Origin of the sequence: Planococcus donghaensis MPA1U2, assembly GCF_000189395.1 — a bacterium.
In the GTDB taxonomy this organism is placed as follows: domain Bacteria; phylum Bacillota; class Bacilli; order Bacillales_A; family Planococcaceae; genus Planococcus; species Planococcus donghaensis_B.
In genome coordinates, this window is record NZ_AEPB01000038.1 from 62,542 (window position 1) to 80,219 (window position 17,678).

14 protein-coding genes, 1 pseudogene and 1 other annotated feature (1 of these 16 running past the window's edge) are annotated in these 17,678 nt (G+C 41.8%); of the genes and pseudogenes, 13 read left to right on the top strand and 2 right to left on the bottom strand.

Annotated features, from left to right (window positions below; genetic code table 11):
* Positions 1 to 7: 7 nt before the first annotated feature.
* Positions 8 to 541 (bottom strand): transcription repressor NadR, encoded by a 534-nt coding sequence (locus GPDM_RS11340; RefSeq protein ID WP_008431512.1) that lies wholly within the window; start codon positions 539 to 541, stop codon positions 8 to 10.
* A gap of 125 nt (positions 542 to 666) precedes the next feature.
* On the opposite strand from GPDM_RS11340, the gene ruvA reads away from it, so the two are divergent.
* The 13 genes and pseudogenes from ruvA to dtd all read left to right on the top strand — a co-directional run bounded on the left by ruvA (position 667) and on the right by dtd (position 15,515).
* Positions 667 to 1,263, top strand: coding sequence for a Holliday junction branch migration protein RuvA (gene ruvA, locus GPDM_RS11345; RefSeq protein WP_008431513.1), 597 nt, complete (start codon positions 667 to 669; stop codon positions 1,261 to 1,263).
* Positions 1,264 to 1,281: 18 nt separating this feature from the next.
* On the top strand, positions 1,282 to 2,280 hold the full coding sequence (gene ruvB, locus GPDM_RS11350) for a Holliday junction branch migration DNA helicase RuvB (protein WP_008431514.1): 999 nt from the start codon (positions 1,282 to 1,284) through the stop codon (positions 2,278 to 2,280).
* Positions 2,277 to 3,356, top strand: coding sequence for a tRNA preQ1(34) S-adenosylmethionine ribosyltransferase-isomerase QueA (queA, locus tag GPDM_RS11355; protein WP_008431515.1), 1,080 nt, complete (start codon positions 2,277 to 2,279; stop codon positions 3,354 to 3,356). The genes ruvB and queA overlap by 4 nt, the downstream gene beginning before the upstream one ends.
* Positions 3,353 to 4,495 carry a tRNA guanosine(34) transglycosylase Tgt gene (tgt, locus tag GPDM_RS11360; protein ID WP_008431516.1) on the top strand — a complete coding sequence of 381 codons (1,143 nt, stop codon included), beginning with the start codon at positions 3,353 to 3,355 and terminating at the stop codon, positions 4,493 to 4,495. The genes queA and tgt overlap by 4 nt, the downstream gene beginning before the upstream one ends.
* Positions 4,496 to 4,537: 42 nt before the next feature.
* Positions 4,538 to 4,813, top strand: a complete 276-nt coding sequence (gene yajC, locus GPDM_RS11365; protein WP_008431517.1) for a preprotein translocase subunit YajC — start codon at positions 4,538 to 4,540, stop codon at positions 4,811 to 4,813.
* A 118-nt stretch (positions 4,814 to 4,931) separates the two neighbouring features.
* Positions 4,932 to 5,240 (top strand): post-transcriptional regulator, encoded by a 309-nt coding sequence (locus tag GPDM_RS11370; RefSeq protein ID WP_008431518.1) that lies wholly within the window; start codon positions 4,932 to 4,934, stop codon positions 5,238 to 5,240.
* Positions 5,241 to 5,390: 150 nt separating this feature from the next.
* Positions 5,391 to 7,667, top strand: a complete 2,277-nt coding sequence (gene secDF, locus GPDM_RS11375; protein ID WP_008431519.1) for a protein translocase subunit SecDF — start codon at positions 5,391 to 5,393, stop codon at positions 7,665 to 7,667.
* Positions 7,668 to 7,742: 75 nt separating this feature from the next.
* Entirely contained in the window at positions 7,743 to 8,120 is a 378-nt protein-coding gene (locus tag GPDM_RS11380; RefSeq protein WP_008431520.1) for a LapA family protein, read from the top strand.
* An 86-nt stretch (positions 8,121 to 8,206) separates the two neighbouring features.
* A complete protein-coding gene (recJ, locus tag GPDM_RS11385; protein ID WP_008431522.1) occupies positions 8,207 to 10,549 on the top strand; it encodes a single-stranded-DNA-specific exonuclease RecJ in 2,343 nt (780 codons plus the stop codon).
* Positions 10,540 to 11,052: an adenine phosphoribosyltransferase gene (locus tag GPDM_RS11390; RefSeq protein WP_008431525.1), complete on the top strand. Its 513-nt coding sequence runs from the start codon at positions 10,540 to 10,542 to the stop codon at positions 11,050 to 11,052. Before recJ ends, GPDM_RS11390 begins: the two co-directional genes overlap by 10 nt.
* Positions 11,053 to 11,144: 92 nt before the next feature.
* Positions 11,145 to 12,698 carry a glycosyl hydrolase family 28-related protein gene (locus GPDM_RS11395; RefSeq protein ID WP_008431527.1) on the top strand — a complete coding sequence of 518 codons (1,554 nt, stop codon included), beginning with the start codon at positions 11,145 to 11,147 and terminating at the stop codon, positions 12,696 to 12,698.
* A gap of 173 nt (positions 12,699 to 12,871) precedes the next feature.
* A pseudogene (locus GPDM_RS11400) lies at positions 12,872 to 15,065 on the top strand (RelA/SpoT family protein).
* A gap of 9 nt (positions 15,066 to 15,074) precedes the next feature.
* Positions 15,075 to 15,515 carry a D-aminoacyl-tRNA deacylase gene (gene dtd / locus GPDM_RS11405; RefSeq protein ID WP_008431533.1) on the top strand — a complete coding sequence of 147 codons (441 nt, stop codon included), beginning with the start codon at positions 15,075 to 15,077 and terminating at the stop codon, positions 15,513 to 15,515.
* A gap of 326 nt (positions 15,516 to 15,841) precedes the next feature.
* On the opposite strand, the gene GPDM_RS11415 is transcribed toward dtd, so the two are convergent.
* Entirely contained in the window at positions 15,842 to 17,419 is a 1,578-nt protein-coding gene (locus GPDM_RS11415) for an N-acetylmuramoyl-L-alanine amidase family protein (protein WP_008431537.1), read from the bottom strand.
* A 112-nt stretch (positions 17,420 to 17,531) separates the two neighbouring features.
* Positions 17,532 to 17,678, top strand: a binding site (T-box leader) (it continues 93 nt past the right edge of the window).

Genomic DNA, 17,678 nt, shown 5'->3' on the forward strand with positions numbered 1-17,678 from the left:
TCAAAATTTATTCACTTTCTTCTAATAAAAACCCATGCGCACGCATTGCGTTCACGGCTTGATCGAGTGTTGCGGAGTCTTGAGCGGTAATCGTATGAAGATGTGTACCATCTGTAAGCTCGAGTAAATAACTAGCTTCCGTATCGCGAATGCGCTTCATAAAGGCTTCTACTTCTTGAACGCTAGATACATGAACGCCCGCTGTTAGTTCGCCGTATACGGGATGTTCGATTGATACATCTTTCACAGTAACACCCGCTTCAACTAATAAGATTAATTCGCGTTCAGTGTCTTCGGCTTGGTGGCGGCACGCGATTTGACGGCTCGCTTTTTCTGTAGTGCGATCTGCTAAATACATATAACCTTGACTCGTTGCAATGATGGGTTCGCCTTTGGCTTTTAACAAAGTCATATCGCCCACAATTACTTGGCGTGATACATTGGCAAGAGCAGCTAAATCACTGCCGGTCATTGGATCATTTGATGTTTTGATTTTTTCTAGCAGAAATTGGCGACGTTGTTCGCCTAATAATTTTTTCATATAAATCCCTCACTTATCGACTCGTTATAGTTATCTTATCATGTGCCGAACAACAGTGGGATTATTTCGTCTAAAGCACAGGAATATGCTATAATTGTTAAGTTGAATTAAAGGAGAGACTGTCCATGTACGATTACATAAAAGGCACGGTGACACGCGTAACGCCTGAATATTTAGTAATAGAACAGCAAGGAATTGGCTGGCAAATTTTTGCACCAAACCCGTATTCGTTCGGCACAGAAGATTTGCAAGTATTTCTTCATCATCACGTGCGGGAAGATGCACAATTGCTATTTGGCTTTCCGACATTCGAGCAGCGAGAATTGTTTCGTAAACTCATTTCGGTATCGGGTATCGGTCCAAAAGGGGCGTTAGCGATTTTAGCAAGTGGACAACCGCAACATGTCATCGAAGCGATCGAACAGGAAAATGAATCGTATTTAGTGAAATTTCCAGGAGTCGGTAAGAAAACAGCTCGTCAAATGATTTTGGATTTAAAAGGCAAGCTTACCGAGTTTTTCGGAGATTCGTTAGGCGTGGAAGACACGAGTAACTTGTTATCTAACGACCAACTAGAACTCGAAGAAGCGATGTTGGCACTTGGAGCCCTCGGTTATTCAGAACGCGAAATCAATAAAGTAAAACCGCAATTACGCGATTTGGATTTAGATACAGAAGGCTTTATGAAAAAAGCGTTGCAGTTATTGCTCAAACAAAACTGATGAAAGGAGGCGAACGGCATGGAAGATCGCATTATAGATAGTGAAATTTCGGAATTTGACGATCGTTTTGAACAATCATTGCGGCCTCAAATGTTGTCTCAATATATTGGGCAACATAAAGTCAAACACAATTTGCAAATTTTTATCGAAGCGGCAAAAATGCGTCAAGAAAGTTTAGACCATGTCTTGTTGTACGGGCCTCCTGGACTCGGGAAGACGACATTGGCTGCTGTTATCGCCAATGAAATGGAAGTAAACGTCAAAATGACCAGTGGACCTGCTATTGAACGCCCAGGTGACTTAGCGGCAATCGTCTCATCGCTAGAACCAGGTGACGTTTTGTTTATCGATGAAATACACCGCTTAAATCGTGCCATTGAAGAAGTTCTGTATCCTGCCATGGAGGATTTTTGTTTGGATATTGTCGTTGGGAAAGGACCGACTGCAAGGTCAGTAAGACTTGATTTGCCACCGTTTACGTTAATCGGTGCAACAACGCGTGCGGGTGCTTTGTCAGCACCGCTACGCGACCGTTTTGGTGTGTTGTCTCGACTGGACTATTACGACACAGAAGCGTTGACGGAAATCGTCATTCGTTCGTCAAAATTATTCGAAGCAGATATCAATCCAAATGCGGCAGTTGAAATTGCACGTCGCTCTCGTGGCACGCCGCGTATTGCCAATCGTTTACTTAAACGTGTGCGCGATTATGCACAAGTGCGCGGCACCGGCACCATCACGATGGACATGGCAGAGCAAGCGCTCGAAATGCTTCAAGTCGATCCACTCGGACTGGATCACATTGACCACAAGCTATTAACGGGCATGATTGAACGTTTCCGCGGCGGTCCTGTTGGACTAGATACGATTGCAGCAAGTATCGGAGAAGAGTCGACAACGATTGAAGATGTATACGAACCATACTTATTGCAAATTGGTTTTATCCAACGGACACCAAGAGGCCGTACTGTCACACAATTAGCCTATGAACACTTTAAACTGGAGATGCCTGAATGACTAAACTAACTGAAAAGAAAAGCTTAAATATACTAGATTATGATTTTGATTTACCGGAAGAATTAATCGCACAAACGCCGTTACTCGACCGTACGTCGAGTCGTCTATTGGTTATGAACAAAGAAAGCGGCGAGACGTCTCATCGTCATTTCCGTGATATTACAGATTACTTGCATAAAGGAGATACGCTCGTATTAAATGATACGCGCGTTTTACCTGCGCGTTTGATGGGTGTTAAAGAAGACACAGGCGCAAATATTGAATTGCTTCTATTAAAACAAATTGAGGATGACGTATGGGAAACTTTGGTCAAACCTGCGAAAAAAGTGAAGATCGGTACGGTTGTGTCATTTGGTGAGGGATTGCTGCGTGCAGAATGTACCGGTATTCTTGACCATGGCGGACGTCATTTCAAAATGATTTACGATGGTATTTTTTATGAAATATTGGATCAATTGGGAGAAATGCCATTGCCTCCATACATTCGTGAAAAATTAGAAGACCAAGACCGTTATCAAACTGTTTTTGCAAAAGAACGAGGCAGTGCAGCTGCGCCAACTGCTGGACTGCATTTTACAGATGAGCTGCTAGAAAAGATTCGCAACAAAGGTGTAAATATTACATTTATCACACTTCACGTTGGACTGGGTACATTCCGTCCCGTTTCAGTAGAATCAATCGAAGATCATGAAATGCATTCGGAATTTTACCGAATTACAAAAGAATCCGCCGAGTTGATCAATGAAACGAAAAAGAATGGTGGACGAATTGTGTCAGTTGGCACAACTTCGACACGTACACTAGAGTCTGTTGCTCAAAAGTTTGACGGCAAATTACAAGAAGATAGCGGATGGACCGATATTTTCATTTTTCCAGGCTATGAATTTAAAGCGGTAGATGGCTTAATCACCAACTTCCATTTACCAAAATCCACATTGGTGATGCTCGTTAGCGCGTTATCGAGCCGCGACCATATTTTAAACGCTTATAAACAAGCAGTAGATGAACGCTACCGTTTCTTTAGTTTTGGAGATGCGATGTTTATTGAACCACAGAAAAAGGAGACTCACCAATGACAGCAGCAGTAACGTACGAACACATTAAAGCCTGTAAACAAACAGGTGCACGACTTGGAATCGTCCACACACCACACGGATCTTTCGAAACACCGGCATTTATGCCAGTTGGAACTCAAGCGACAGTGAAAACCATGTCACCAGAAGAATTAAAAGCAATGAATGCCGGCATCATTTTAAGTAACACATACCATTTATGGTTGCGTCCGGGGAATGATGTCATTAAAGAAGCAGGCGGATTGCATAAATTCATGAACTGGGATCGTCCGATTTTAACGGACTCAGGCGGATTCCAAGTGTTTTCACTAAGCGAATTCCGTAACATTAAAGAAGAAGGCGTTCATTTCCGTAACCACATGAACGGCGATAAATTATTTTTAAGCCCTGAAAAAGCAATGCACATTCAAAACGACCTGGGCTCTGATATCATGATGGCATTTGACGAATGTCCGCCTTTCCCAGCAACGCATGAATACATGAAATCGAGTGTTGAACGAACTTCGCGTTGGGCAGAACGTTGCCTAGAAGCACATCAACGCCCGCAAGACCAAGGCTTATTTGGGATTATTCAAGGTGGCGAGTTTGAAGATTTGCGTAAGCAAAGTGCTCAAGATCTTGTATCACTTGATTTCCCAGGATACGCAATTGGCGGATTGTCGGTTGGTGAACCAAAAGACGTTATGAACCGTGCGTTAGAATTTACAACGCCATTAATGCCTGCTAACAAACCGCGTTATTTAATGGGTGTGGGATCACCAGATTCATTAATCGATGGAGCGATCCGCGGCATTGATATGTTTGACTGCGTATTGCCAACACGTATCGCACGTAACGGTACATTGATGACTAGTACAGGCCGTTTGAACATTAAAAACGCAGCATTTAAGCGCGATTTTGGACCAATCGATGAGAAATGCGATTGCTACACATGCACAAATTATTCGCGTGCTTATGTCCATCATTTAATTCGTGCCGATGAAACCTTCGGAATTCGACTTACTAGTTATCATAACCTGCAATTTCTGTTAAACTTAATGGGACAGGTGCGTCAAGCTATTCGAGAAGACCGCCTGGGAGATTTCCGCGAAGAATTTTTTGAAGCTTACGGTTTCAATAAACCCAATGCTAAAAATTTCTGAGTTTGAAAAAGAATAGAGAAAGTGAAAGGGGGAAATTGAAAAATGGATACGTTAATTGCGTTATCACCTTTACTATTAATGTTCTTGTTAATGTGGTTCTTCATCATCCGTCCTGCCCAAAAGCGTCAGAAAGCAACGAAAGATATGCAGACTGAACTAAGACGTGGCGACCGCATTGTCACTATCGGTGGTTTGCACGGCCTAGTGGATGCAGTGGATGATACAACAATCTACATCACTGTAGCTGATGGCACGCGCTTGCAGTTTGAGCGTCAAGCAATCGCACGTGTAGTGGAATCTGCAAAAGCAACAATTTAAATGCAAAAGCACGCCTTCGATTTAGAAGGCGTTTTTTTATTGAATAAAAAATGTCCTTATTCTAAATTTTCCAGTTACGAGGTACAATAGATAGAGTATGCCGGAAAGGAGTATTCGCATGACGAGTTATCCAGAACAATTTAGATTCGTTTTGCCAGCGCTCGAAAGTAAATGCAATGAATTTCATCATTTCGATTACGATACATTTACAGAAGAAGATTTATGGGAATTTTGTGTAAAGAAAAAATGGCGTAAAAAAGATATAAACACCATGCACCTGTATGAAATGATTAACGACATTATGGATATGAGAGCTTCTGATTTTATAGCTTATCACCAGGTAGAAGCATTAAAAAAAGCTCGGTGGCATGATGACAGTACGCTTGAAAATATTCAACATTTGCTGCGTCCACCGAATAAAAAATAAATCCATATTTTTTTATGGGGTGGACAGATTTCAACTAGATTTTAAAAACACACATTTTTCATTCGATTACCCGAGTTGAATTTGACAGCGCATTATCGCTGTTTCATAATGATAGTGCTGTGTTTTTCACGACGAGGAGGAAAATTACATATGAAAGCAAGAGGTCGCATTATTGCCTTTTTCTTATTGGTGGTTGTACTGATAGGAGTTATTGGCAGCACGAGTTTACCGATCGCAAAAGACATTAAATTAGGATTGGATTTACAAGGTGGATTTGAAGTGCTTTATGAAGTAACAGCGCTTGAAGATGGCCAAGAAATTACGCAAGACGTGCTGACAGATACAACGAATGCGTTAATGAACCGTATTAACGTACTAGGTGTCAGTGAACCGGTTATTCAAATTGAAGGAGAAGATCGAATTCGTGTTCAATTAGCGGGCATAGAAGATCAATCTTCTGCTCGAGAATTGTTGTCGACGGAAGCAAACTTAACGTTCCGTGATGCCGAAGACAATTTATTGCTTTCTGGGAATGACTTGAAGCAAGGAGGCGCAACTGGAACTTTCGATTCTAATGGTAACCCAATCGTGACATTGGAATTAAACGATCCGAGTAAATTTGCTGAAATTACAGACCAAGTTTCACAAACGCCTAGCCCAAATAATGTACTGGTTATTTGGCTTGATTTTGAAGAAGGTGTAGATTCATACGCAGAAGAGCGGTTAAAGGCCGATCCGAAGTTTGTTTCAGCACCAAGTGTGAAACAGCGAATATCTTCACCATCTGTTGAAATTTCAGGGTCGTTTACAGTAGAAGAAACACAAAACTTAGCGGGGATTTTAAATGCGGGTGCTTTACCGGTTAGTTTAGAAGAGATTTACTCGACTTCTGTTGGTGCGCAATTTGGTGAACAAGCGCTTGACCAAACAATGGTTGCAGCAGCAGTCGGTATTGCGCTAGTACTGTTATTCATGCTTGTGTACTATCGTTTACCAGGTATGGTCGCAGTTGTTACACTATCCGCTTATGTGTACTTGATTTTGCTCGTATTTGAATGGATTGGCGGCGTATTGACATTACCAGGTATTGCAGCAATTATGCTTGGTGTTGGGATGGCAGTTGATGCCAACATCATCACGTACGAACGCATTCGAGAAGAAATGCGTACTGGGAAGTCGATTAAGGAGTCGTTCCAAGTAGGTGCGCGTTCATCATTCTCAGCAATAATTGATGCCAACGTTACGACTTTATTAGCGGCAGCTGTATTGTTCTATTATGGAACAAGCTCTGTTAAAGGATTCGCGACGTTGCTTATTATTTCTATTTTGGTCAGCTTCTTAACAGCTGTTTGGGGATCACGTTTACTGCTTGGCTTATGGGTCAACAGTGGCGTACTCGACAACAAGCCAGGCATGTTTGGCTTGAAGAAATCAGTGATTCATTCGCAACAAGAAAACTTAGAAATTACAGATCTATCTACACGTTTTGATCGCTTTGATTTTGCGCGTAATCGCAATAAGTTTTTCTTAGCATCGATTGTGTTGATCGTTTCAGGAATGGCCGTTCTTGGTGTCTTCCGTCTAAATTTAGGAATCGACTTTTCAAGTGGTACGCGTGTGGAAATTGCATCAGAAGCCGCGTTAACAAAAGAAGAAGTACAAACTTTCCTAGATGGAGCTGGATTTGAAACAGACGATATTGTTATCTCAGGTGATGAGTCAAATATCGGTGTTGCACGCTTTGCAGAAGAGTTTAGCCAAGAAGAAATTAATAACTTAAAAGCTGTAACAATAGATGAGTTTGGTGCAGAACCAAACGTTTCCACTGTATCACCAACAGTAGGGCAAGAATTGGCGAAAAATGCATTATATGCACTATCGATTGCCGCTATTGGAATTATCATCTATGTCGCGTTCCGTTTTGAATGGCGAATGGGTGTCGCTTCGATTGTTGCATTAATTCACGATGCATTCTTTATCGTCGCAGCATTTAGTTTACTGCGACTTGAAGTGGATATTACCTTTATCGCGGCTGTCTTAACAATCATCGGTTATTCGATCAATGATACGATTGTGACGTTTGACCGCATTCGTGAAAACATGAAGCGCATGAAGAAAATCGATACCGTCGAACAGTTAGAAAAAGTGGTCAACGTATCACTTCGTCAAACGCTAGGTCGTTCGGTTAACACGGTGTTGACAGTATTACTAGTCGTAATCGCGCTGTTAATCTTTGGTGCACCATCAATCACCAACTTCTCGATTGCTTTACTAATCGGTTTAATCGCCGGTACGTATTCTTCGATCTTTATCGCAGCTCAGTTATGGCTGATTTTGAAAAAAGGTGAGTTGAATAAAAAAGGGCCAATCGATATTGAGAAAAAAGAACAAGAAAACAAATGGGGTTCTGACGAGCCGGTTGTTTAAGTTTGAAATAGAAATGGAACAGGGTATAGTTAGATTGACCCTGTTCCATTTTTTTAGTTGAAAGGAGAAATGACAATGAAATTACAATGGCTACTTTTAATTGGACTTGTTTTTGCAGTAATTATTGCCGTATTTGCCGTTGTCAACGTTGACGAAGTACCCGTCAATTATGTATTTGGAGAAGCTGAGTGGCCGTTAATCTTGGTGATTTTAGCCTCTGCACTTTTAGGATTTTTACTCAGCAGTGTATTGGCAATTATGCGCAACTACCAAATGCAGCGTAGAGTTAAAGCATTGCAAAAAGAAATTGCTGTTAAAGAAACCCTAATCGCGACACAACAAAACGAAATTGGCGCTTACCAAAAAGCGGGCGTAGAACCAGAAGCTCAAATTGTAACAAGCGAAGAACTACCAGAAGAATCAAATGAAAATACAACTAAAGAGAAAATCTGAAAAAAATGAACCTTTCGATGGAGACATCGAAAGGTTTTTGTCTGTGATTTTTTACTGTATAATAGATCGGTGAGGAAGTGAATTCGATGATAGAATCTAAAAAAAGATGGCGTTTAACAACGCCGGATGAACAACAAGTTCAAGACATCCAGAACGAATTGAATATATCATCTGTGCTAGCTAAAATTTTAGTAACGCGTGGTTTAAATACAGCGGAAGCAGCCCGCTCCTTTATGAAAATGGACGTTAGCGGCATGCACGATCCTTATTTAATGAAAGATATGGATATAGCTATAGCTCGTATTCGTCAAGCAATCGATAACCAAGAAAAAATTGTCGTTTATGGTGATTACGATGCGGATGGTGTTACTAGCACAACGGTAATGATGACTGCGCTACAAGATTTAGGGGCAGATGTGTCCTTTATGATACCGAACCGATTTAAACATGGTTACGGACCCAATACGGACTTGTTCCAACAAGCTTTTGATAATGGAACTAAATTAATTGTTACCGTCGATAATGGCATTTCAGGCATCGAGCAAGTTGATTTTGCTAATAACTTAGGAATGGATGTTATTATCAGTGATCACCATGACATTGGAGAGCAATTACCGAATGCGTTAGCGATTGTTCACCCACGTCATCCTGAAGGACATTATCCTTTTGGCGAACTCGCTGGAGTTGGAGTCGCGTTTAAAATGGCTCACGCACTTTATGAAGAAGTTCCAGATCATTTAATCGAGTTGACAGCGATTGGTACAGTTGCCGATTTAGTGCCACTTCACGGAGAAAACCGTTTGTTTGTAAAAGAAGGGTTGGCCGCATTAATTGATTCACCGAGTCCGGCGATCGGAGCTCTTTGTGAAGTAGCTGGCATCAAACAACAAGACATAACCGAAGAAACAATTGGTTTTATGTTCGGTCCACGCATTAACGCCATTGGTCGCTTGCAAGATGCAGACCCAGCTGTTCAAATGTTCTTAACGGAAGACCCTGCAGAAGCGCGCTCACTAGCTTCTGGACTCGATGTGTTAAACAAAGAGCGTCAGGCGATTGTTAAGCAAATAACAGAAGAAGCGATGTTGCAAGTTGAACAACGGTATCCAGAAGGCGTTCCTCGTGTACTAGTTGTCGCACAAGAAGGCTGGAATCCAGGGGTAGTTGGCATTGTGGCGTCGAAACTGACAGAGAAATTTTATCGTCCGTCGATTGTTTTGTCGCTTAATCCAGAAAACGGCAAAGCAAAAGGTTCAGCACGTAGTATCGATGGTTTTCATTTGTATAACGAACTCGCTAAAAATCGAGATATCTTGCCTCATTTTGGCGGGCACCCAATGGCAGCAGGCATGACACTTGAAGCAAGTGATGTGGATGAGTTGCGCGAGCGATTGATCAGGCAAGCGGAAACAAGTTTAACGGCAGAAGATTTGCTGCCTGTTGTAGACATTGATATTCCACTTCGATTGGATGAAATCGACATTACGGCAATTGAGTCAATGCGCTCACTTGCGCCATTTGGAATGGGCTTTGCAAAACCAAAGTTTTATCTAGAAAGCGTCCATGTGTCGTCTATTCGTAAAATTGGTGCTGCACAAAACCATTTGAAAATGGAATTGACACAACATGCAGTGACGCTTGACGCTGTTGGATTTGGGCTTGGTTCTGTTGGGGATGAGCTAACACCAGATGTGAAGATTGATGTGATCGGGGATTTGCAAGTAAATGAATGGAATGGCCGGAAAAAGCCTCAGCTCATGGTGGAAGATGTTCGGACAGATCAATGGCAATTATTCGATATTCGTGGCATTCGCCAAGTCTCACGATGGTCAAAATTGATACCAACGCAAAACCAAGTGTTTTTAGCTTTTAAAGAAGAAACACCGGCTTTATTTCAGTCGTTTTTACCGCAACCGATTTGTACAGTGGCGCAACTAGATGCTTTGTCTACTAGCAATGATCATTTAGTGCTGCTGGATTTACCAGAATCAGAAGAGCAACTAGCAGAGGTTTTAGCAAAGTTAAAGCCAAAACGAATTTATGCGCATTTTCATGCCAAGGATTCGCAGTATTTCGAGCAAATTCCAACGCGTGAACAATTTAAATGGTTGTTCGCTTTTATTAAAAAGCGGGGATCGTTTGACTTTAATAAACATTGTGACGAGTTAGCAAAACACAAAGGTTGGACACGAGAATCATTATTTTTCATGCTGCAGGTGTTTTTTGAACTTGGTTTTGTTACACTTAACAATGGCATTACCGAGATTGCGCAATCGCCAAGCAAACAGGATTTATCAGAAGCTCCGATTTACAAACACCGTGAGCAGCAGATTGCCTTAGAGCAAAAGCTTTTGTATGCGTCTTTTAAAGATTTAAAAGAGTGGTTCGATACGAAAGTATCTGCCAAGGAGGAAGAAATATGGATTTAAAACAGTACATCACCATTGTTGAAGATTGGCCAAAACCAGGAATTCGTTTTAAAGACATCACATCGTTGATGGATAACGGAACTGCCTATAAGTATGCAACAGACCAAATTGTTGAATACGCAAAAACAGTAAATGCTGAAGTTATCGTAGGACCTGAAGCACGCGGATTTATCATCGGCTGCCCAGTAGCTTACGCACTTGAACTTGGCTTTGCTCCAGTTCGTAAAGAAGGAAAATTACCACGTGAAGTAATCAAAGCTGAATACGGCCTTGAATACGGAACAGATATTTTAACAATGCATAAAGATGCTATCAAACCGGGTCAACGCGTATTGATCACGGATGATTTGCTTGCAACGGGTGGCACAATTGGTGCTACAATTAACTTGGTAGAACAGCTTGGCGGCATTGTCGTAGGCTGCGCATTTTTGATTGAATTGACTTATTTAGATGGTCGTAAAAACTTAGGCGGCTACGACGTCACTACATTAATGCAATATTAATATGAAATCTCTTTGCCTTTTGGTAAAGAGATTTTTTTCTAGCATCAAGGGTATAGATACTGTAATGACTATAAAAGCGAGGTGTCTGGATGATGAAGTTGGAAAAAAATCACGATCCCCATTTAAATGCCGCATGGATTGACCAATTTTTGGACAATCGCATACCCCTAAAAGAAATTACCTACGAAACAGAACAATATTTTCAAGCCATCAAAAAAGACTTTGCTACTAGTAAATATTCTCGGCAGAAAAAAACGGTGGTGCAGCAAATTTGGTCCCTGTTTTCAGAGAGATTTACGGTAGAAGACGAACATCATTACAAAAGCATTGTTTCGGGAAATGAGCTTTATCCATCGTGGAAAGAGCGGTTGGACCAAGAATACCGAAAGTTAGAGTCGACCATTACAGAACGAGTCGTAGTGACCGATTATGGGGCTATGGGAGATGGACTGACCGATAGCACAGCTGCATTTTATCGAGCATTTGGTGAGGGGGCGGTTGAAGTAAAAGTTCCGGCAGGCGTTTATTTAGTTAAAGGATTGCGTATTCCATCTTGGACGCGTCTAGTTGGTGCTGGCAAAGGCAAGACAATTATAAAACTTCATCCAGATGCACCGCGCCGAACACGGTTACTGATCAACCGCAATTACATAAAAGGTAACCGCAATATTTCTGTCGAACAATTAACGTTAGACTGGAATGTGGAACGTCTTGGGAATATGGAAAAAACCAGTACAGGCAATACCTACTCTAGTTGTATAACTTACTCAAATCTTACATATGGGTGGGTAAAAGAAGTAGAAGCACTCAACCCTGGATTGCACTGCTTTGATATTACCTCCCCGTTTTACAATTACGCAGGCGATGGGTTACGGGGCAAAGGCGGTAGCCAATTCGTTTGGCTTGATGGCGTAAGCGGTTCAGGATTTGGTGATGACGGGGTGACGACACATCACAGCGATTATATTTTCGTATCCAATTCTCATTTTAGTGACCCAAGCGGGCGAGCGCACAAACAAGGATTTTCGAATTCAAATGGATTTGAAATAGACGATGGCTCAAGGCACATTTGGCTTGTCAATAACTCTAGTGCACGTTGTTTTGGTGGGGTGGAAATAAAAGCCCATGCAGATTCTTCTGCAGCGACAGGTGTACATATATCGGGTCATTTATCGGTTCATGACAATCGATCATTTAATTTCCGTCACATCGGCCATCATAAAAAAGACGATCCTCAATCACGATCTGCTTTTAATATACGAGCCCAAAAGTTGATATCAATCGAACCTACCGAAACCGCGTTGTATAGATCGTCATCGCCTCGCTCTTTAGTGGTCTCGGGCTATCGGAATGTGGCCATTAACCGGTTTTTATTTATTGGCGATCCGAATTATGACTATAAGCAAAAACCAGCTGTTGCCATTCAGTACCGAGCAACATGTGTTTCATTGACCAATGGCGTTTTTGAAAATTTTACGAGCGCAAACGCAGATATCTCCATTGCCGGTGGCGAACAAAGTGCAAACAGTGTTCGAGTGAAAAACATTTTAAGCATTGCATCGGCAAAAGAAGTGGTAGTTGCCGGAGAAGAAAGCGGTTTAGTTCATTTAGAAGAAATTCGAAAACGAAGCATTCTTTTTCTTTAACAAATCTCATTCTGAAACGTGTAAAGCGCTAACATTAGATCAGTTGTCGAAATTTGACGAAAAATTTCATGAAAGTCTCATCAAACGGTTATCAAAGCTTTACATTTGACTACATTCCTTTTTATAATAGATAGATATACTTTTGGAAAAAATGAAAAACAAGGTGGGCAATTATGTCTAAAGATCAAGTGAGAACAGCTGAAGATGTATTCGAAATGGTTGCGTCTTATATGAATGCCGATCATGTACAAACGATCAAAAAGGCATATCAAGTTGCGTATGATGCCCATATGGGTCAATTCCGTAAATCGGGAGAACCTTATATTGTGCATCCCGTTCAAGTAGCAGGGATTTTAGCAGATTTACAAATGGATCCCGCCACAGTGGCAGCAGGCTTTTTGCATGATGTAGTTGAAGACACGGAAGTTAGTCGTGAAGACATCGTCCATGATTTCGATGAAGAAGTTGCTATGTTGGTTGATGGTGTAACCAAGTTGAGCAAAATAAAATATTTATCAAAAGAAGAACAACAGGCAGAAAACCATCGAAAAATGTTTGTTGCGATGGCACAAGACATTCGTGTTATTTTGATCAAACTCGCTGACCGATTGCACAATCTTCGTACATTAAAATACCAGACTGTCGAAAAGCAACGCATCAAAGCGAACGAAACACTGGAAATTTTTGCTCCGATTGCGCACCGTTTAGGAATAAATACTATTAAATGGGAATTAGAAGATACAGCATTACGTTATTTAAACCCGCAGCAGTATTACCGTATCGTCAATTTGATGAAAAAGAAGCGGACCGAACGGGAAGATTATTTGAATAAAGTTATGGATGAGGTTCGCGTACAACTCGATGAAGTCGAGATTAAAGCGGATTTATTTGGTCGGCCTAAACATATTTACAGCATTTACCGTAAAATGGCGATTCAAAACAAACAATTCAATGAAATTTATGATTTGTTGGCCGTTCGTATTACGGTAGAAAGCATTAAAGATTGCTACGCGGTACTCGGAATTATACACTCGACATGGAAACCCATGCCGGGCCGTTTTAAAGATTATATTGCTATGCCAAAACAAAATTTATACCAGTCGCTTCATACAACAGTTATTGGTCCACAAGGCGACCCACTTGAAGTACAAATTCGTACAGAGGAAATGCACCGCATTGCTGAATACGGAGTTGCTGCACATTGGGCGTATAAAGAAGGCAAAATTATCGACAAACCGAAGAGTTCCGTCGATTCTCGTTTGTCGTGGTTCCGTGAAATTTTAGATTTCCAAAACGAATCCGACAATGCGGAAGAGTTCATGGAATCTTTAAAGTACGATTTGTTTTCAGACATGGTTTATGTTTTTTCACCTAAAGGCGATGTAATTGAAATGCCTGCAGGTTCTTGCTCGATTGATTTTGCGTACCGGGTGCACTCAGAAATTGGCAATAAAACCATTGGCGCTAAAATAAACGGCAAAATGGCTCCGCTCGATACAGAATTGCATACTGGCGATATTGTGGAAATTTTAACTTCCAAGCAGTCATTCGGCCCGAGCCGTGACTGGTTAAAAAATCGCGAAATCAACACAAACCAAAAATAAGATCAAACAATTTTTCAAAAAACAATTGCGTGAAGACAATGTTCAAAAAGGTCGGGAACTGATCGAAAAAGAAATTAAAGCACAAGAGTTTCCAGTGAAAGAAGTATTAACAAACGACAACATTAAACGCGTTTGCGAGAAATTTAATTTTGCTGGCGAAGACGATATGTATGCGGCAGTTGGCTTTAACGGCATCACGGCCCAGCAAGTTGTTAACCGCTTAGCTGAAAAAATGCGCAAAAAGCGTGAACAAGAAGAAGCGATTGAAAAAATTACCGTTGAAATGAAATCCAACGTACCGAGAAAGCAAACAGAGTCAGGTGTTATTGTAAGAGGCATCGACAATATGATGATTCGCTTGTCAAAATGTTGCAATCCCGTACCAGGAGATAACATCATCGGTTTTATTACAAAAGGCCGCGGCGTATCCGTTCACCGCACGGATTGTCCGAACATCCACTCGGAAGAAAACGATCGACTGATTCCAGTAGAGTGGGAAAATGAAGGCATACCTGACAATAAATCATATCAAGTGGACATTGAAGTTCAAGCATATGATCGCACCGGTTTGATTAATGAAGTGATGCATGTGGTTAGTGAAGCGAAGACGACGATTACGGCAGTTAGCGGACGTGCAGATAAAGATAAAATTGCGACCATTAACTTGTCAATCATGATCGCGCATATTTCCCATTTAAATCGGGTCACAGAAAAAATCAAATCAATTCCGGACGTCTATTCGGTCCAACGCGTAACGAATTAAGGAGGCAACATGAGAGTAATTTTGCAACGCTCTAAACAAGCATCCGTGAAAGTCGACGGTGAGACAACCGGTGCTATTAGCTCGGGTTACGTCTTGCTTGTTGGCATCACTCATGAAGATACCCAAAAAGACGTCGCCTATTTGGCAGGGAAAGTTGCCCAACTTCGTTTGTTTGAAGACGAAGAAGGCAAGATGAATCGCTCCATTCTCGAAAATGGAGGCGAAATATTATCAATTTCTCAATTCACGTTATACGGCGACACAAAAAAAGGCCGACGCCCAAGCTTTGTTGCAGCGGCTCGTCCAGAAGTAGCTGAGCCGCTATGGCAATCGTTTAACACAGCGCTTGAAAGTCATGGACTCGTTGTCGAAACTGGCGTTTTTGGTGCCATGATGGACGTGCAATTAGTCAATGACGGCCCAGTGACGATTATGTTGGAATCTAAATAGTGGATTTGACGAGAAGTACTAGGTGAGTTTGCCTGGTGCTTCTTTTTTTGTGTTGGTGGAGGAGTTATGCGCGGTGCGTGAGAGGATACGCGCGGTTGGAGGGAAATACGCGCGTTCCACGAGGAATATGCGCGGTGCGGGAGAAATACGCACGTTCGGCAGAAAATACGCGCGGTGGAAAAGGATACGCACGCTCCGCGAAAAATATGCGCGTGCCACGAGAAATACGTGCGGACGGAACAAAATACGCACGCTCCACAAAAAATACGCGCGATACCCCAAAATACACAAAAAAAGCACGGAGGAATTTCCCTCCGTGCGACAACTTACTCTTCTAATTTAGCATCAAAATAATTGATGATGCCTGTATAAAGACCAAGTGCTGCTTGTTCGCGGAACTGCTTGCTTGTTAAGACGCGTTCTTCATTAAAATTACTCAAGAAGCCAAGTTCCACAAGAACAGCAGGCTGCTTATTCTCGCGAAGAACCATGTAATTGCCATGTTGGACTCCACGGTCTTTCAAAGTGAGCTTTTTGCCAAGCTCTGCATTGAGATATTCAGCCAATTCTTGTTGGTAGTCGTGTTGATAGTAAGACGTAAAACCGGAAATGCTGCTGTCATCGGTAGCATCGTAATGAATGCTAATAAAAGCATCTGCGCCAGCTTGATGACTACCAGAAACGCGTGTACGAAGATCGACATAAGTGTCCGATTGACGAGTCATGACAACTTCTGCGCCAGCGGCATTTAAATGATGAGACAAAATTTCAGCTGTTTTTAACGTTAGTTCTTTTTCTTGTGTTTTGCGAACGCCTACTGTGCCACCGTCATTACCGCCATGCCCAGGGTCTAGGACGATAGTTAGGCCGTTCAATGTACCTTTTTTGCGGACGATTGTTTCACTTTGTTCTTTTGCAAATGCTTCTTCAGTCGAGACAACCCATTCTGCGACAAATGCGGTTTTGCCTTCTGGCAATGATACTTGATACCAATCATCTTGCTTTGCAAGTACCGCTAATTTATCACCGGCATTTGCGCGACTAGCTACTTCAGAAGAAGTGGTCGCTGCAGTTCGTAAATTTGTACCATCTGTTAAGATGACGACTGACTCATTTAAGTCGCTTTGAACCGTCTCAACCGTTTGATCGGACAATTGACCATGAAACGCATAAACCCAGCCAATTTTGTCTTTTGCCAATTCGATTTCAACCCAATTGCCTGCCATAGATAAGACGGGGAAGACTTGACCTTGCTGAACCGTCTCTTGAATTTTTGAGCTCAAGTCAGGTTTTGAGCGAACGTTTAATGCATTTACTGCAACTTCAAAAGAGGAAACTTTAGAAATAGCGGTTTTTTTCTCTTCTTGTGGTTCTTCTTTTGACTCTGTTTCGACTGGTGTTGCTTCTTCAGATTCTTCAGCAAAACTTATGTATTGTTTTGAAACAAATCCACGTGAATTGCGGAAATTGATTTCAATCCATTCGCCCGCTGAACTTACTACTTCCGCTCGGTCACCAGCATTCATTTTCGTTAAGACTGCTGCCGATAAATCGGGTTGTGAGCGGACGTTCAAGCCATTTACTGAAGAAACAGCAGTTTGGCCAGATGCTTTTTCCGCATCTCCACTTTCAGTTGTAAGCCACGATGCAATCCAGCCTTCTTGCCCATCAACGCGAACTTCTAGCCAATCGTCTTGTTTAGATACGACAGTTGCCGTTTGGCCTTGCTCCAAGTCACCAGTCACGCTATAAGAAAGTCCAGGACCTGAACGAACATTGACCGTTGTGCCGGTAATTTCCACGGTGCCGGTGTCGGCAAAGACGTGATTTTTATCTAACAACGGAAAGCTGGCAGCTATGAATAAAATAAATGAAATAATTGCGATAGACCCTTTATGTTTCATGCCATACCCCCTATAGAAACTTCTCTTCCATAGTATCAAAAAACAAAGCGCTTGTGTCAAAAAGGTTGACAAGCTCTCAGGGAGTTATTAAGATTGATTTATTATACTTATATATTTGCTGACGACGAAGAAAGTAGTTGCATGAATTGGCTGAAAAGAGAGGGGAAGTCTCGGGCTGTAAACTTTCCTACAGACACCTGCGATGAATAACACTTTTGAGGCTTTTTTCTGAAAGGCGCTTGCCGCTTACTAGGAAAAA

Bases quoted from the DNA above. Each gene is read 5' to 3' on its own strand.
- GPDM_RS11340 (WP_008431512.1), bottom strand. From the start codon at position 541: ATGAAAAAATTATTAGGCGAACAACGTCGCCAATTTCTGCTAGAAAAA.
- ruvA (WP_008431513.1), top strand. From the start codon at position 667: ATGTACGATTACATAAAAGGCACGGTGACACGCGTAACGCCTGAATAT.
- ruvB (WP_008431514.1), top strand. From the start codon at position 1,282: ATGGAAGATCGCATTATAGATAGTGAAATTTCGGAATTTGACGATCGT.
- queA (WP_008431515.1), top strand. From the start codon at position 2,277: ATGACTAAACTAACTGAAAAGAAAAGCTTAAATATACTAGATTATGAT.
- tgt (WP_008431516.1), top strand. From the start codon at position 3,353: ATGACAGCAGCAGTAACGTACGAACACATTAAAGCCTGTAAACAAACA.
- yajC (WP_008431517.1), top strand. From the start codon at position 4,538: ATGGATACGTTAATTGCGTTATCACCTTTACTATTAATGTTCTTGTTA.
- GPDM_RS11370 (WP_008431518.1), top strand. From the start codon at position 4,932: ATGACGAGTTATCCAGAACAATTTAGATTCGTTTTGCCAGCGCTCGAA.
- secDF (WP_008431519.1), top strand. From the start codon at position 5,391: ATGAAAGCAAGAGGTCGCATTATTGCCTTTTTCTTATTGGTGGTTGTA.
- GPDM_RS11380 (WP_008431520.1), top strand. From the start codon at position 7,743: ATGAAATTACAATGGCTACTTTTAATTGGACTTGTTTTTGCAGTAATT.
- recJ (WP_008431522.1), top strand. From the start codon at position 8,207: ATGATAGAATCTAAAAAAAGATGGCGTTTAACAACGCCGGATGAACAA.
- GPDM_RS11390 (WP_008431525.1), top strand. From the start codon at position 10,540: ATGGATTTAAAACAGTACATCACCATTGTTGAAGATTGGCCAAAACCA.
- GPDM_RS11395 (WP_008431527.1), top strand. From the start codon at position 11,145: ATGAAGTTGGAAAAAAATCACGATCCCCATTTAAATGCCGCATGGATT.
- dtd (WP_008431533.1), top strand. From the start codon at position 15,075: ATGAGAGTAATTTTGCAACGCTCTAAACAAGCATCCGTGAAAGTCGAC.
- GPDM_RS11415 (WP_008431537.1), bottom strand. From the start codon at position 17,419: ATGAAACATAAAGGGTCTATCGCAATTATTTCATTTATTTTATTCATA.